Below are 15,043 nucleotides of genomic sequence, written 5' to 3'. Positions count from 1 at the left end.
GCGCGCTGACGCGACCCATACACTCCAGGTATGAGCGCGAACGACGATCGGGACGATCGCAACGAGCAAGCCGAACGGGCGAAGACGCACCTGGTGCAGGGCCTCGGCCACTTGTTCCGCGCGGCCACGATGGCGGCGACCGGAATCAAGAAGGAGCTCGACCGCACGGACGTGGGCAAGCAAGTCGAGGTCGCGGGGCGCGAGATCTACCGCGCCGCGAACAACGTCGTGAGCCGGCTGGGGACGGAGATGCTGTTCGGGTCGAAGGACAAGGACAAGGACAAGAAGCGCGAGCCCGGGCCGGACGACGAGCGCAAAGACGATCGGGATCCGCCGCGGTATCCGCCGGGCCAGAAGCCGAAGGGGCCGACGGAGGAGGATCCGGGGTTCCGGATCATGACGGATGATGAGGAGCCGAAGTAGAGGGGATCAGGCGGCGAGACGTAGCGATTCCCACGCCTGCGCTTCGTCGATCTCCGCCGCCGACAGCTCCCAGTCGTTCGCGGGCAAAACTTCCTGGGTATCGAGGGCTTCCCGGTAACGCTTAGCGTTGCCACGGATTTCCAGGTCCAGCGGTAGCTCTGCCGTCGCTTGATCAAAGAGAGCGTTCACCTGTTGTTCAGGACGACCGAGCATCGCTGCGGCGATGGCCCACCACTCGAAGAGGCGCCCGCGCACCTCGCTACGGGTGGATAGCGCAAGGCCATCTTCGCAGAACCTCTCGACTTCGGCGTAGCGGCCTATCTGGAGCGCGTGAAACGCAGCGTAGAGGTAAGGCCAGTCGAGCTTCGTCTTCAATCTAGCGGCATCGGTGAAGTCTCGCATCGCTCGGGCTCGATCGGAGTGCAGCAACGCGAGGCCGCGCGCGAGCAGCGGCCCTTCGGAGCGATGCACGGTCACAGCCCGCTCGAAGGAGCGTAACGCTTGATCCTTGTCTCCGAGGTCCTCGTACGCAAATCCTGCGGCGAGAAGCCCCATGGCACGAATTGAAGGCAGTGCCGTAGGGTCATCCCATGCGGACTCGACCAACTTGGTGACTCGCTCGAGCACCGCGCGCTGATCTTTCTCCTCTGCCTGCATCGATGCCCGACGAAGGATCGCAGCAACCTCCAGAAGCAGTATCCCCGAGACGATGGGCCGCGATTCGATTTCTCGTGCGCGCTCGACCGCAACGTCGATCAGCCCCGCGGAAACGAGAGCCTCTAGAGCGAGAAACTCATAATGCGGCTTTGGCTCCAGCTCGTTCGCGAAGTCGTAGAAGCAAACAGCAGCATGAAAAAATCCCTGTCGCTCCCAACACCGACCCATCGCATATACGTAGCGAGCCTCAAGCGGTGACGGGAGCTTTCTGATAAGCGATAAAGCCTGACGATCGTCTTGTCCCAGAAACGCTTCATTGACCTTCTGCGACACTATCGCCTGCGTCTCCCCCTCGACGAACGGCTCGACCCGGCGCTTCCCTTCGATGATGTAAAGGTCCTCGGAAAGATCGTCGAGGTGCGCTTGCTCCTCCTCGCTCGCAGCGAGGTAGGGCGCATCCATCTCGTCGCGAAGCCGGTCCGCCCGCTCCCCATCGCTGCGCCCTGCTCGCATCTCTCGGTGCAGCTCGACGAGCAACTCTTCGTACCTCGAGCACGCAGACGACCGCATGTCAGCCCCCCTCATCCACAACCCACAGCCGTTGCGTGGCGGCGAGCTCTCGTTGGTAATCACCGATCGACATTCGTTGGAGCGGCTGGATCACTCCGTGTTTGCTGGACGTCGGCATAAGCTCCAGGGAATCGCCCAAGGGTGCCCGTTCGAAGTTCGTTTCCCCGATGCGAAACACGCGGTGCGCGTTGTTTCCTCGCGCGCCGTGCCGAAGATGACCGAGTCGCTCGGGGACTCGACTCGGAGGCAGGGCCGTCAGGCGCGGCGCCACCGAAATCCCCTCGCTGCAGGGTCCGACCTTCCCCTCACCGTCCGGATGCACATCTGTGGGCACAGACGGAGGTACGCACGCCCCCAGCATGTTCGCCGCCGTCCCCACCGCCGGAACCGTAGGCGACGCCGACGGAACCTCCGGCAACATCGTCCTGTACATCTTCGGCCAAGCCGCTGACATGGGGGCCAACCTACCACGTCGCGCCGGCTGTCGACCCCTCCGCGTCCCCATCTTCGCTTTCGCGCCTCACCCCGCCCGCCTCACCTGCCCCTCTTCAGCCCCGAACCCGCTCGCCGCCGCCCCCGCCGCGCCTCTCCCGAATCGCAGACCCACCTCGACGCCCTCGCCTCACCCCTCGCCGCTCAAACCTCCACCCCGCCGTTCTCGCCCGCCCTCCGCGCCACTCGATCCCACCTCCCGCCGCCCCCGCCCCCCTCCGCGCGCCCGATCGCCGCGCCCCGTTCGTCCCCGGAGCCCCATTTTCAACTTGAAGCTCGCGCCCCGGACGCTCCCGCCATCCCCCTTCCCAAGCTTCCTTCGTTCGTCGGGTCTCCACATCCCATGAGCGAAGCCAAAGCCTCCCGCATGGTCTCCGACCGCGTCGCGATCACCAACAACGTGGTCGCCGCGGTCGACATCCACGGCCCCGAGATCGCGCCCACCCTGGAGATGATCCTTTTCCCCGGCGGCGTCCCTCAGCACCTCACCCTGGCCAAGGTCCTCGCCGCGTTCGGCGATCACCTCCGCGCGCGTGCCCATCAGCTCGTCACCGCCGACCGCACCCATATGATCGAGCTCGCCGACGACGAAGGCTACCGCGCGAAGCGCGACGACTGCACGGCGGAGACGAGAGACTTCCTCAGCACGCTTCGGTCCGGCCTCGCCCGCAACTATGGCCAGGTCGTCGCGGGTGCGTATGGCCTCGGCGCCCCCATTCCCGAGGATCCGCACACCGTCCTCGTCCTCGCTGACAACGTCGAGAATTTGCTCCGCAATCGTCCGCTCACCGAGCCGCCGAAGAACAAGAGCCTGAAGATCGACCCCATCGTTGCCGCCGACGACCTGAAAGCCAGCGCCTCCGCATTGAAGACGGCCCTCGGCGACGTCGACCGCGAAAAGCGCGAGGCGCAGCTCACGCAGACCGCCAAGAACGAGGCCATGGTCGCCTGGGGAACGTCGTATTCGGGGGTGGCCGATGCAGCCGCTGCCTTTTTCCTCCTCGCCGGCCGCCCCGCGTTGAGCGAACGCGTGCGCCCGACCGCGCGCCGGCGCGCGGGAATGCCCGAGCCCGAGGACACGGTCGAAGCCGGCGCGGACGCCGCAGGCGGAAGCACGACGCCCTGAAGAGGCCCGCTTGCCACGGGGTGCATCGTCATGCAGGGTCCTTGGCATGACGTCCCTGGAGCACGAGTTCCCGGACGATTTGCCTCCAGACGACCTCTGGAGCGAAGCGCTCGGCTTCGAATCCTCCCTCCACGCCGCGCAGCTCCTGATGCTCCTCGACAGCATCGAGCTCTACTGGAAGGACCGCGCCGACTTTTTCGCCGCGGGCAATCTGACGGTCTACTTCAGCCCGAAGCAGCTCAAGAACGAGAAGTTCAACGGCCCCGACTTCTTCGTCGTGCTCGGCACCGAGCGCAGGCCTCGCAAGAGCTGGACCGTCTGGCACGAGGACGGCAAGTACCCGAACGTGATCGTCGAGGTGCTCTCACACAGCACGAAGAAGCTCGATCAGGGCCTCAAGAAGCAGGTCTACCAGGACGTCTTCCGCACGCCCGAGTACTTCTGGTTCGACCCGGAGACGAAGGAGTTCGCGGGCTTCCGGCTCCTCGGCGGCCGGTACGAACCGATCCCACCCGACAGCGACAGGCGGCTGTGGAGCACACAGCTCGATCTCTCCCTCGGCGTTCACGAAGACAAGCTTCGCTTCTTCACGAAGGAAGGCACGCTCGTCCCGACCGGTCGCGAGCGCGCAGAGCGCCTCGCCGAGAAACTCCGCGCCCTCGGCGTCGATCCCGACTCCGTTTGACGTCCTAATACTCGAACCCGCTCCCCCCGATGAACTCCCGCAGGATCGACGTCGGCGGCACGTGATCCGGGTAGATCGTCACCACCTTGTCGATGAGCTGCCGCAGCCGGTGCGCCGTCACGAACGCCGGATGCTCCTGCGCCACTTCGAGCAGGTAGCGGTCGGCAAACACCTTGATCACGCCGAGCTCGTAGACGAGCGACGAGTCGAAGATCGCGTCGGCCTGCGCGAGGAACGGGAAGATGTTCGCGCGTTCGCCCGCACGCACCGAGGGCCAGCGCAGGATGTTCGCCGCTGCGTTCGTCCCGCGCCCATGCCGATCACGCACGATGCGCCGGAGCAGGCGCACGTCGGACACGCTGATGCGGTTCACCCGGTCGAACGGCAGCGCCGTCATCGGCTGGAGGAAGATGCAGAAGACCTTGTCCCGCGGGAGGAGCCCGTCGATGAGCTTCGGGTTCAGCCCGTGGATGCCCTCGATCAGGAGCACGTCCGAGCCGCGTAACGTCACCTCGCGCCCGCCGTCCGGGTGGCTCTTGCCCGTCACGAAGTCGTAACGCGCCGTCTTCACCGTCTCGCCGGCGAAGATGCGCCCGAGGTGATCCCGCAGCGCGCCGACGTCGATCGCTTCGAGTGACTCGTAGTCGTACTCGCCGCGCGCATCCCGCACCGTCTTCTCCCGGTCGACGTAGTAGTCGTCCAGCGACAACCCCACGGGGTGGATCCCGTTCACGAGGAGCTGCACCGTCAGGCGCGAGAGGAACGTCGTCTTGCCCGACGACGACGGGCCCGCCACGCAGATCACCCGGATCGTCCCGCGCCCCGCGATCGCGTCTGCGATGCGGCTGATGCGCTTCTCGTGCTGGCCCTCGCTCACCCGGATGATCTCCGGCGTCTTGCCGCGCACGCACGCGTCGTTGAACGCGCCCACGCTCGTGATGCCAAGCGTCGTCAGCCAGGGCTCGTCCTGCCGCACGCCGAGCCGCGCGGACGCAGGCTGGATGTCCTGGTGCAACCGGGTCGACGGCGGGGCCGCGCCGCCCTCGGGCGTCACGCGGGGTTCGTCGCCGTAACACAACATCACCGCCTCGCCGCCGACCTCGATGCGGAACGGGAACGGCGCGATGTGCCCCGCGCTCGGCAGGAGCGGCGCCATCGACAGCACCGCCTCGGACCCCGCGCAGACGAGCTGCACGTGCCCCGTTCGCCACGTCCGGAGGAGCGCGAGCAGGTCCCGCGCGCCCTCCTCGGCGAAGTGGCTGCGCGCCTCGTCGACGGTCCAGAACTCTTGCTGGAACGGCACGTCCGCCGCGATGAGCTCGTGCATCTTCGCCGTCACGCGCTCGGCCCACGTCGTGAGCAAGAGCGTGCCCGGGTGGAGCAGCTCGATCGGCTGACCAAACCCCGCGCCGGGCCCGAGCCGCACGAACACGTCCGGAAAGGCGCGCCGCGACGCTTCGAGCAAGAGCAAGCCGAGGCTCGCGCGATACACGCGCTTGCCTTCCCAGTGCGACGCGCAGAGCGGCTCCACGTGCGCGTCGGAGGTGATGGGCATCCCGAGCGACACGGCCTTGTTGTTCACGAGCGCCGCGACCACCGGATCACCACCGACGTCCCGCGGCAGGAGATCACCGAGGAGCGTCCCCGTCCGCACCCGCGCCCACGCGCGGTTCACCGTGACGTCGACGAACACGCGCCGCGGCAAGGAGCGCTCGTGCAAGAGCGCGCCCATGGTCTCGGTCATCTCGGTGAGCTCTTTTCCGAGCGACGCCACGAGCGCCTGCGTCAGGCAAAGCGCGAGCTCCGGGTCGCGCTTCGACATCTGCTCGTACTGCGCACGCGAGAGCCGCGCGAGCGTGAGCGTCGACTCCGCGATCACGCTCGACGTGCGTAGGCGCCCCGTGATCAGCGCGAGCTCGCCGAAATACGCGCCCGGCCCGATGCGCCCGAGGTCCACGTTCGCGCGGCGGAGGCGCGCTTCGCCCGACACCAGGAAATACATCTCCTGTCCGACTTCGCCCTCGCGCAGCAGCACCGACGTCGGCGGCACCTCGACGTGTTCGAGATACGAAACCAGCCGCGACGACGTCGCGCTGCAGACCTGCGCGAAAAGCACACTCGTAGCGGCGAGTGCGTCCACGGATCCGGACGGAATGGACGTGGGGAGATCGGGCAGCGTGGGCGACGACATACGACGCAGGGAGAGCTACCATGCGCCCGCGAGGTGCCTTCATGCGTACTTCTTTTCGACTTGGACTTTTGTCGATCGTGCTCAGTCTCGGCTCCGTGGCCGCATGCGCCGCAGAGGTGGAATCACTCTTCTCCGGCGGCGGCACGGCCGGCGGACAAGGCGGCGCGGGCGGACAAGGCGGCGCGGGCGGACAAGGCGGGCTCGGCGGCGTAGGCGGGCAGGGCGGGCTCGGCGGCGCGGGCGGACAAGGTGGGGCCGCATCGAGTTCGAGCAGCGCGGCCACGGGCACGGGCCCGAGCTCGAGCAGCGCGAGCACCGGGGGACAGGGCGGGCAGGGCGGCGGCGGCTTCGATCCGCAGGCCTGTGGGCAATGCGCGTTCGGCGCTTGCCAGGCGGAGATCTTCGCGTGTGGCCAGCCGTGTCAGGGCTTCCTCGGCTGCGCGCAGAACTGCACCGACAACCTCTGCGTCGACGATTGCCTGACGCAGTTCCCGCAAGCAAAACCGACCTACGATTGCACGTGCGCCTCGTGCAGCGGCCAGTGCGGCACCTTCTGCGACGGCGCGAGCGGATCGAGCACGACGTCGACGGTGGCGAGCAGCAGCGCGAGCGGCACGGGCGGCGGCTCTGCGTGCAGCACGTGTTCGCAAATCCTCCAGGGCGGAGGCAATGACCCGCCTTGCCAGGGCTCGGACGTGCTGCTCGGCGCGCTCTTCACCTGCACCTGCCAGCAGAGCTGCACGAACGAGTGCGGAAGCTCCTGCCAGGGTGGACAGCCGACGCAGGCGTGCTTGGGCTGCGTGCAGCAGAAGTGCGGGCAGCAGGTCAACGCCTGTTTGCAAGACTGAGCTGTCCTCGACACGCCCTCGACACGCCCCCGTCGAGAAGTCGCCGCCGCCGTGACGCTGCACGTTCGTCACGGTAAGTATGGCGACCATGCGTATTGCTTCGCTTACATCACCGATCTTCCTTCTCCCCCTGTTCACACTCGCCGCGGCCCCTTTTGCCTGCGCAAATCCGCTTCAAATGCCCGACACCAGCACCGGCGCCGGGGGGGACGCCGGCGGGGGCAGCGCGGGCGGTATGGGCGGCGCGGGGGGCCTCGACGGGGGCCCCGACGTCACGCCGGGATCCCCCTGCACCACGGACCTCGACTGCGTGGCCCTCGAAGGCCCTTGCAGTGATGGCGTGTGCGCCGGGGAGAGCGGCTGTCAGCTCGTGCCGAAGAACGACTTCGGCCCTTGCGACGACGGGCTCTTCTGCACCGTCAACGATGTTTGCCTGAGCGGCGCGTGCACCGCGGGCACCTCGAAGATCTGCCCGTCGAACGGCGAAGCCTGCAAGATCGGCAGTTGCAACGAGGAGAGCAACGCGTGCGAGTTCGGGCCCGTCAACGAGGGCGGCTTTTGCGATGACGGCGATCCGTGCACCGAGCTCGGCGTATGCAAGGCCGGCGCGTGCCAGCTAGGCCCGAAGGTCGATTGCTCCTTCCTCAACGACCTCTGCGCCATCGGCACCTGCGACCCGGTCGCCGGCTGCATCGCCGTCCCGCAAAACGACGGCGTCTTCTGCGACGACAAGCTCTTCTGCACGGTCGAGGACGTCTGCGTCGCCGGCCAGTGCGTCGGCGCGCCGAACCCGTGCACGCCGACGGCCGACCCTTGCAAGAACCCGCAGTGCGACGAGATCCAGGAGACCTGCGTGGCGATCGCCGGCAACGACGGCGCCGCGTGCGAAGACGGAAACGCCTGCACCGAGGGCGAGGTCTGCGCGGGCGGCGCGTGCGGCAGCGGCGCGCCCGTGCCTTCGGGCACCACGTGCAACGACAACAAGGCCTGCACCACGGGCGAGACGTGCGAGGCCGGCACCTGCGGCGGGGGCGCGCCCATCCTCGCGTGCGCCCCTGGCGACGGCTGCTGCCCTGCGGGTTGTGATCTCTCGACCGACGACGACTGCAAGCTGCTCAAGATCGGCGTGATGGGCGGGCCGTTCTACGTCGACGACCTGCGCGCCCACCTCGCGACGCAGCCCTTCATCGGCTCGGCCGTGGTGAACACCGATTGCTCGCTCTCGACGCTGCAGAAGTTCGACGTCGTGATCCTTCACGGCCAAATGAGCTGCTTCAGCCCCTCCACCCTCAACACGTACGTGCAGGGAGGCGGCGGCGTCATCGCCACGCCGTGGATGTACAGCAACTACGGCGACCTCGACGCCTTGCCCGTCACGGGCCAGCTCATCAACAGCTTCCAGAGTTACCCGCTCAAGGTCACCGTGACCGATCCGACCGACGTCCTTCTGCAAGGCGTCACGTTCCAGAACGGCGACTTCGTCGGCTGGGAGGAGATCCAGTTCACGCTCAAACCCGGCGCGAAGAGCTCGGTCGTATGGCTCGGCGACCTGAGCCGACACGCGGTCGCGAAGTGGCAGTACGGCAGCGGCCGCGTCGTGTATCTCGATTTTCATTACCTCACGTCCGATTGTTCGCTCGCTTCGGGCTACACGTGGGGCAAACAGCTCGCGTACAACGCCACGCTCTGGGCCGGAAAAGTCCTGTAACGCACGGACCATTCGGCGTATGCTCCGGGCTCCGGCGATGCCGCTGCCCCCCTTGCCACGCATCCTGCTCACGCAGGACCCGCACGCGGAATTGAGCTCGCCCGCCTTCCTGCGCGTCCAGCGCGTCATGCTCCGCGCCTCCTTCCCGGACGGCGAACAGAGCGAGCCCTTCTCGTACGATATCGTCGAGCGGGAGCGGCTCGACGCCGTGGTCATCGCCGCGCACTTCCGCGACGCGAAGGGCATCCGCCACGTCTACCTCCGCTCCTCGGTGCGCCCGCCCGTCGCGCTGCGGAGCCGCGTGGCCTCGCCCCTCCCCGAGCGCGACGACCTCGGCAACCTGTGGGAGCTGCCCGCGGGCCTCGTCGAGGTCGACGAGCGGAGCCCCGAAGGCCTGCTCCTTTGCGCCGCGCGCGAGCTTCAGGAAGAGCTCGGCTTCGAGGTCGACCCGCGCGCGCTCGCGCCGCTCGGCCCGTCTTCGTTTCCGGCGCCCGGCATGGTCGGCGAGCGGCACTTCTTCTTCCACGTCCCCGTGGATCCCTCGCGGCGCGCAGCGCCGACCGAGGACGGCTCCGTGCTCGAACGCAAGGCCACGATCGCCGCGCTCCCGCTCGACGAGGCGCTCGCGCTCGCGCGGAGCGGCCTCCTCGAGGATGAAAAGACCGAGCTCGCGCTCCGTCGCCTCGCGGAGCTCGACTCGTGAAGCGCGCCTCGTCCGCGCGACGCGCGAAGACGCACGCAGGCACGAACGGCGTCGCGGCGCGCAGCGCGCTCAAGCCCAAGGTCGCGCTCATCATCAAGCGCTCGGCCTACCGGGTGCAGGTCGAAGAGCGCAAGAACGGCCGCATCCAGCGCCTCCTCGCCGCGCACGATCCCACCGTCGCGCACCTGCGCGCCGCGCACGAGGAACACGAGGCCACCGTGCGCGAGGTGAGGACCGCGCTCGCCGTGCTCGGCGTGGAGATCGCGTTCGAGGGCAGCGTCGGCGACGCCTTCGACGCCCGCGGCCTCGATCTCGTCATCACCGTCGGCGGCGACGGCACGCTCCTCAGCGCCTCGCACTCCGTCGCGGATGTCCCCATCCTCGGCATCAACAGCGCGCCCGAGTACTCCGTCGGCTTCTTCTGCGGCGCGCGGCGCGGCGAGGCGGCCGTCGCCATCGGCCGCGCGCTCCGCGGCGAGCTCCGCCGCGCCGTGCTCACGCGCATGCAGGTCTGCGTGAACGGCCGTGTCGTCGCGGCGCGCGTCCTCAACGACGCGCTCTTCTGCCACGTCTCGCCCGCCGCCACCTCGCGCTACATCGTCCGGCTCGGCGACGAGGAGGAGGAGCAGAAGTCGAGCGGCTTCTGGATCGGCCCGGCGGCCGGCTCCACCGCCGCGCAGCGCTCCGCCGGTGGTCACGTGATTCCTTTGACCTCCAAACGATTGCAGCTCGTCGTCCGCGAGCCCTACACGCCGCACGGCGAGAAGTATCGGCTGCGCCACGCGATCATCCCGCCGGGAACGACGCTCGTCGTCCGCAGCAAGATGACGGACGCGAAGCTCTTCATCGACGGGCCGAACCGCACGATCGACGTCGGCGTCGGCGATCTGCTGGAGTTCACGCAGGCGAGCGAGGCCCTCACCGTGCTCGGCATCGCGCCCACGCGGCGCTGGGGCGTCGACCAGGACGAACCTGCGGCGCACGCCTCGCGCGGCGCCGCGCACCGCGACGACCACGCGCGCTGAGCTGACGAGCGGGGTTCGTCCGCGCGTGTCCTCCTCGCCGGAGGCCTGTCTCCCGGCCGTCCGGTGAAAAATTCGCCTCGCAACGACGCACGCCGCGTGCGCCCCCCGAGAGAGCCGGATCTACGCGGAGCCTTCGGGATCCGACGTTTTCGTGGTAGCCGGACCTCCCACCGCGCCGCGATCCTCCGCTCCGCGCCGCGAGGGTTCTCCCGGAAGATCGCGGGTTTCGCCGGAAAATCACGGCTGTTTTGGTCGCCCGTGCGGCCGCGCCAAGGCCCCCTTCCCCCCGCGCCCTCGGACGGGAGCGGCGCCGAATGGCCTGTTTTTGTCGCTCCGAACGACGATTTCCCGCTCGACCTAACGCGTTCCTTGTGGTTGTTTGGGCCGCGAGAGGGCATTTACCTCGGAGGAAACACATCATGGCTGGCAAGAAGACGGAGACGAAGAAGGCGGCCTCGATCAGCAAGAGCGCGCTTCTCAACGCGATTGCGGAGGAGGCTGGGGGCGAGATCACGCGCAAGCAGGTCAAGCTCGTCCTCGACAACCTCTCGCAGATCGCCTACCGCGAGCTCAAGAAGGCCGGCATCTTCACTGTGCCCGGCTTCGCCAAGTTCCGCGTCGTGAAGAAGCCGGCCACGAAGGCGCGTGAGGGCGTCAACCCCTTCACGAAGCAGCCGATGACGTTCCCGGCGAAGCCGGCGAGCAAGACGGTCCGCGCCCGCCCGATCAAGGCGGTCAAGGACGCGATGGGCTGAGCCTTCGCTCCCGTTCGATGACGGACGGGGCACGGGTCGCGGAACGTCGGTCTTCGCGTGTGCGAAGCCGACGCGCGGCCCGTTTTCTTTTTTGTCCCGCGCCTACGCCGCCGGGCCCACGAGGCTGGCGAAGCGCGCGTACGCCCGATCTCGATCCGCGCGGATCTCCTGCGCCCGCGCGAGCAGCGCTTCGATCGGCTCGCCTGTGAGTTTCTTGAAGTTCAGCTCCGAACGGTCGACGGCGCTCGCCTCGAACTCCTCGATCGAGGTCGCGAACACCGTGCCGCCCTCGTGCATGCCTGCGGGGATGAACTGCACGAACGGGTCGGGCGCGCGGCGCAAGAGCCCGATGAGACGATGCGGCGCGTCGCGATCCCCGACGAGCGCGGGGTGAAACGCCGCCATCACCGGCGCCTCCGGGAAAAACCCTTGCAGCCGGGCAAGCAGCGTCGACGCGAACCGCTCGAACACGTTCGGCGCCGGCAGCGAGAGCGGGAAGACCACGTGCAGCACGTTGCTTTGCGCCGCGACGACGGCGTCTCGCGTCGCATCGAGATCGGGCTCGTGGTCGAGCATCACGCAGAACCTCCCGAACGCCACGTCCACATCCCGGACGAACGGACAGAGCGCGTACGCTTGCACGATCTCCGTCGCGTAACGCCGATGGACCCGCAGGACCTCGGCGGCGAACGCGGACGCTTCGGGGTGAGAGGCGAGCTTGCCCCGGACCATCGGCTCGAGCGCGGCCATCCTCGTGTACGTACCAAAGTTTTCCCGGGCCGCCGCGCGGTTTGCCCCGAGAGACCCCTCGCTCGCCGCGGCGCTTGGTGGCCAGACCAACATTCCCTCGCGCGAAAGCCTGCGTTTTCCGGCGTCCTCACAGGATTTGCGTCCACGTGGAGACTTCCCGTGTGGTTCCGCTCGGCTTATGCAGAGGAGCCGTGGTACTTATGCCGCCGCTGCGGCGGGTGTGGTGAAAGGAGGACGCGTGCAGGAATCGGCCAAGCTCACGCTGAAGAAAGACGGACAGGAGCAGACGATCGAGCTTCCGATCGTGACCGGGACGGAGAACGAGAAGGGCATCGACATCTCGACGCTCCGCGCAAAGACCGGCTACGTGGTGCTCGACCCGGCGTTCGTGAACACCGCGTCCACGTCGAGCTCGATCTGTTTCATCGACGGGGAGCAGGGCATCCTGCGGTATCGGGGCATCCCGATCGAGCAGCTCGGTGAAAAGTCGACGTTCGTGGAGGTCGCCTACCTCCTGATTTACGGGCATCTCCCGAGCCGCGCGGAGCTCGTGCGTTTCTCCACGCTCCTCACGCGGCACTCGTTGATCCACGAGGACATGAAGCACTTCTACGAGGGTTACCCCTCGACGGCGCACCCGATGGCGATCCTGTCATCGATGGTGTGTTCGCTCTCGAGCTTCTATCCCGAGGCGATCAACGCGGACAACCGCGAGCAGGTCGACATCACGATCGCGCGGCTCCTCTCGAAGGTCCGCACGATCGCGTCCTTCTCGTACAAGAAGTCGATCGGCCAGCCCTTCGTCTACCCGCAGAACTCGCTCTCGTACTGCGCGAACTTCCTCAACATGATGTTCTCGGTCCCGGCGGAGCCGTACGAGATCGACGAGGACATCGTGAAGGTGCTGAACCTCCTGCTCATCCTGCACGCCGACCACGAACAGAACTGTTCGACGTCGACGGTGCGGCTCGTGGGCAGCGCGAAGGCGAACCTCTTCGCCTCGATCGCGGCGGGCATCTGTGCCCTCTGGGGCCCGCTTCACGGCGGCGCCAACCAGGAGGTCGTCGAGATGCTCGAAGAGATCCGCAAGGACGGCGGCGACGTCTCGAAGTTCGTCAAGCTCGCGAAGGACAAGACCTCGAACTTCCGCCTCATGGGCTTCGGCCACCGGGTCTACAAGAACTACGACCCGCGCGCGAAGCTCATCAAGGTCGCGGCGGACAAGGTCCTCGCCAAGCTCGGCATCAAGGACCCGCTGCTCGACATCGCGCGCAAGCTCGAAGAGGCGGCGCTCAGCGACCCGTACTTCGTGGAGCGCAAGCTCTATCCGAACGTCGACTTCTACAGCGGCATCATCTACCGGGCGCTCGGCTTCCCCACGAACATGTTCACCGTCATGTTCGCGCTCGGCCGCCTGCCCGGCTGGATCGCGCACTGGAAAGAGCAGAACGAGAACGCGTCGACGAAGATCGGCCGACCGCGCCAGATCTACACCGGCGAGGTCGAGCGCAACTACACGCCGATCGAAGAGCGCAGCTAACGCGCTTGCCGCCTCGGGCCTGCGTGGGGGGAGGGCCGCCTCCCCCCGCGCGCCCTTCCCTCCCCCTCCCCGGTTCCTCGCGAACGCTAGTTGATGATCGAGCTGCCGAAGCTCGGCACCGGTTCATCCATCCGATCGATCGCGCCCTTCAGCCCTGCCCACGCGTTGCGGAGGGCGTCGGCCGACATGCGCACCGTCACGCCGTTCTGAAGCATGGTGACGTGGACCGTGCCGCACGTGCACCGCGTCACGCGGACAGCGCTGTTCGACGCGAGCTCGGTGTGCTCTCCGCACTGCTTGTTGCCAGCCATCGACGAAAATCCTCCGTGCGGCGACCATAGCAGCAAGGCGCCCTGCGCGCGCCTCCCAGCGCATGCCTCCCACGGAAAGGGCGGGCGCGGGGACCGCCGCGCCTGGATGGCCGACGACTTGCTTTCGTGTAGCGTCCCTAGCGTCCCCTTTTTCTCACCCCCGGGGAGGAAACCTATGTCCGCTTTCCGATCTCTCGTGTTGCTCGCGCTTGCCGCGCCCCTCTTCTTCGCTTGCTCCAGCGAGCCCAATCCCCCCCCGACACCGGAGGCAGACCCGGCACATATCGACCCACCTCCGCAGGGTCAGGGGTTCCAGATCGAGACCAACCTCTTCGAGGTCCCGGCCGGCGTCGAGAAGCAGGACTGTTACTTCTTCAAGGTGCGTGACCTGGCGGCTGCGAACGGCCTCGATCCGGAGAGCCCCGTCTACGTCAACCGCGTGCAGATCGCGCAGAAAGACGGCTCGCACCACATGAACGTCTTCCGCGTCCGGTCGATCGTGGGCCTCGATCCCGCGAAGGGCGCGGTCCAGGAGGGCACGGACAACGTCGGCGAGTGCTTCAAGAGCGCGAACTGGGCGGACTGGCCGCTCGTCGCGAACTCGCAGATCGACGGCAAGCTCGACTGGTCCTTCCCCGAGGGCGTCGCCAACGAGTTCATGCCCGACGAGTGGCTCATGCTCCAGACGCACTACGTCAACGCCTCGACCCAGGGCACGCCCTCGGGCGAGGGCAAGGTCAACGTGAACTTCTGGACGATCCCCAAGGAGAAGGTGACGGCGCAGCTCGGTACGCTCTTCGCGACCAAGCAGTCGATCCGCGTCTGTGCCTCGAACCCGACGCCCTCCTTCGACGGCTCCTGCCAGTTCAAAAGCGACAAGCCCGTCCACATCATCGGCGCGAACGGCCACTTCCACAGCCGCGGCAAGCAGTTCGACATGTTCGCGTGGGACGGCGTGAGCGGCGAACAGCCGCCGATGGATAAGCGCTTCTACTCGTCGCAGGCCTGGGACGAGCCGCCGATGCTCACGTCCCCCGAGCTCGACCTCGAGGTCCCCGCGAACAGCGGCGTGTTCTACACGTGCTCGTACCAGTGGCAGATGCCCGAGGCCTCGCTCGGCTGCGACGGCTTGAACGCGCTCGACAAGCAGGGCGCGAACGACTGTTGCTACACGTTCGGCCCGATCGTCGAGGCCAACGAGCACTGCAACATCTTCGTCTACTACTACCCGAAGGCCGACGACATCAACTGCTTCTAGC

Annotated in this window: 14 protein-coding genes; 10 read left to right on the top strand and 4 right to left on the bottom strand. The window is 67.4% G+C overall.

Annotated elements, in window-relative coordinates; genetic code table 11:
* Positions 1-30: 30 nt before the first annotated feature.
* A complete protein-coding gene (locus QHF89_RS20490; protein ID WP_136966533.1) occupies positions 31-423 on the top strand; it encodes a hypothetical protein in 393 nt (130 codons plus the stop codon).
* A gap of 6 nt (positions 424-429) precedes the next feature.
* Here QHF89_RS20490 and QHF89_RS20485 read toward each other — a convergent pair whose 3' ends face one another.
* Entirely contained in the window at positions 430-1,617 is a 1,188-nt protein-coding gene (locus QHF89_RS20485; protein WP_136966534.1) for a hypothetical protein, read from the bottom strand.
* Between the two features lie 868 nt (positions 1,618-2,485).
* On the opposite strand from QHF89_RS20485, the gene QHF89_RS20480 reads away from it, so the two are divergent.
* A complete protein-coding gene (locus tag QHF89_RS20480) occupies positions 2,486-3,268 on the top strand; it encodes a hypothetical protein (protein ID WP_136966535.1) in 783 nt (260 codons plus the stop codon).
* Positions 3,269-3,314: 46 nt separating this feature from the next.
* Complete coding sequence (locus QHF89_RS20475) at positions 3,315-3,953, top strand: Uma2 family endonuclease (protein WP_136966536.1); 639 nt, start codon at positions 3,315-3,317, stop codon at positions 3,951-3,953.
* A 4-nt stretch (positions 3,954-3,957) separates the two neighbouring features.
* Here QHF89_RS20475 and QHF89_RS20470 read toward each other — a convergent pair whose 3' ends face one another.
* Entirely contained in the window at positions 3,958-6,144 is a 2,187-nt protein-coding gene (locus QHF89_RS20470; protein WP_136966537.1) for a cyclic nucleotide-binding domain-containing protein, read from the bottom strand.
* Positions 6,145-6,185: 41 nt separating this feature from the next.
* Here QHF89_RS20470 and QHF89_RS20465 point away from each other — a divergent pair, with 41 nt between their 5' ends.
* The 5 genes from QHF89_RS20465 to QHF89_RS20445 all read left to right on the top strand — a co-directional run bounded on the left by QHF89_RS20465 (position 6,186) and on the right by QHF89_RS20445 (position 11,183).
* The gene (locus tag QHF89_RS20465; protein WP_136966538.1) at positions 6,186-6,992 is read left to right on the top strand and encodes a hypothetical protein; all 807 of its coding nucleotides are present in this window, start codon (positions 6,186-6,188) and stop codon (positions 6,990-6,992) included.
* A gap of 178 nt (positions 6,993-7,170) precedes the next feature.
* Complete coding sequence (locus tag QHF89_RS20460) at positions 7,171-8,700, top strand: hypothetical protein (protein WP_136966539.1); 1,530 nt, start codon at positions 7,171-7,173, stop codon at positions 8,698-8,700.
* 37 nt (positions 8,701-8,737) lie between these two features.
* Positions 8,738-9,403: an NUDIX domain-containing protein gene (locus QHF89_RS20455; RefSeq protein ID WP_136966672.1), complete on the top strand. Its 666-nt coding sequence runs from the start codon at positions 8,738-8,740 to the stop codon at positions 9,401-9,403.
* A complete protein-coding gene (locus tag QHF89_RS20450) occupies positions 9,400-10,428 on the top strand; it encodes an NAD(+)/NADH kinase (RefSeq protein ID WP_136966540.1) in 1,029 nt (342 codons plus the stop codon). Before QHF89_RS20455 ends, QHF89_RS20450 begins: the two co-directional genes overlap by 4 nt.
* 419 nt (positions 10,429-10,847) lie before the next feature.
* Positions 10,848-11,183: an HU family DNA-binding protein gene (locus tag QHF89_RS20445; protein WP_136926943.1), complete on the top strand. Its 336-nt coding sequence runs from the start codon at positions 10,848-10,850 to the stop codon at positions 11,181-11,183.
* A 102-nt stretch (positions 11,184-11,285) separates the two neighbouring features.
* Here the strand turns inward: QHF89_RS20445 and QHF89_RS20440 are convergent, their stop codons facing one another.
* On the bottom strand, positions 11,286-11,933 hold the full coding sequence (locus QHF89_RS20440) for a hypothetical protein (protein ID WP_136926942.1): 648 nt from the start codon (positions 11,931-11,933) through the stop codon (positions 11,286-11,288).
* Between the two features lie 238 nt (positions 11,934-12,171).
* Between QHF89_RS20440 and QHF89_RS20435 the strand changes: the two genes are divergently transcribed.
* A complete protein-coding gene (locus QHF89_RS20435; RefSeq protein WP_232379303.1) occupies positions 12,172-13,473 on the top strand; it encodes a citrate synthase in 1,302 nt (433 codons plus the stop codon).
* 86 nt (positions 13,474-13,559) lie between these two features.
* Here the strand turns inward: QHF89_RS20435 and QHF89_RS20430 are convergent, their stop codons facing one another.
* On the bottom strand, positions 13,560-13,784 hold the full coding sequence (locus QHF89_RS20430) for a hypothetical protein (protein WP_136926940.1): 225 nt from the start codon (positions 13,782-13,784) through the stop codon (positions 13,560-13,562).
* A gap of 175 nt (positions 13,785-13,959) precedes the next feature.
* Here QHF89_RS20430 and QHF89_RS20425 point away from each other — a divergent pair, with 175 nt between their 5' ends.
* Entirely contained in the window at positions 13,960-15,042 is a 1,083-nt protein-coding gene (locus QHF89_RS20425) for a hypothetical protein (protein WP_284720726.1), read from the top strand.
* Position 15,043 lies beyond the last annotated feature (1 nt).

Origin of the sequence: Polyangium sorediatum (genome assembly GCF_029946465.1) — a bacterium.
In the GTDB taxonomy this organism is placed as follows: Bacteria; Myxococcota_A; Polyangia; order Polyangiales; family Polyangiaceae; genus Polyangium; species Polyangium fumosum.
Note: the sequence above shows the minus strand (reverse complement) of the source record. Positions and strands in the feature narration are given on the sequence as shown.